The organism is Pseudomonas sp. AMR01 (genome assembly GCF_041946035.1).
Classification (GTDB): Bacteria; Pseudomonadota; Gammaproteobacteria; order Pseudomonadales; family Pseudomonadaceae; genus Aquipseudomonas; species Aquipseudomonas antarctica_B.
On the sequence record NZ_JAUTYR010000086.1, the window covers coordinates 1 to 830 of the forward strand.

The following is an 830-nucleotide window of genomic DNA, read 5'->3' on the forward strand; positions in this document are numbered from 1 at the left end:
CCTGAAAAAAGGGCAGGGACACCTTACGTTCTTGAACCGATAACCATCTTTCGGCTAACCTAGCCTCCTCCGTCCCTCGGGACCAACAAGGGGTAGTACAGGAATATTCACCTGTTGTCCATCGACTACGCCTTTCGGCCTCGCCTTAGGGGTCGGCTTACCCTGCTCAGATTAGCTTTAAGCAGGAACCCTTGGACTTTCGGCGAGAGTGTCTCTCACACTCTTTGTCGCTACTCATGTCATCATTCTCACTAGTGATCTCTCCACCGGATCGCTCGCGCGCCGGCTTCACAGAAAGCTCCGCGTGTCCAATACGTCCCGAAGGACGATAAGGACACATGGAACTATGTCACACTACGCTCTGCTACCATGCAATAAATGCATCCTAAGCTTCGGCTCATGGCTTGAGCCCCGTTACATCTTCGCCGCAAGACAACTTATTTAGACCAGTGAGCTGTTACGCTATCTTTAAAGGATGGCTGCTTCTAAGCCAACCTCCTGGTTGTTTTGGTCGTCTCACCTGCTTTCCCACTTAGCCATGAATTAGGGGCCTTAGCTGTAGGTTAGGGTTGTTTCCCTCTCCACGACGGACGTTAGCATTCGCCGTGTGTCTGCCGACTAGTACTCCTCGGTATTCGGAGTTTGGTTAGGATCAGTAAGCCTGTGGGGCCCCATTACCCATCCAGTGCTCTACCCCCGAGGGTATTCGGTCGACGCTCTACCTAAATAGATTTCGCAGAGAACCAGCTATCTCCGAGTTTGATTGGCCTTTCACCCCTAGGCACAGCTCATCCCGATCTTTTTCAACAGATGTGGGTTCGGTCCTCCAA

General features: G+C 51.9%; 1 rRNA gene. It reads right to left on the minus strand.

Annotated features, from left to right (window positions below):
- A 23S ribosomal RNA gene (locus Q7C20_RS26625) occupies window positions 1-830 on the minus strand; the annotation flags it as partial.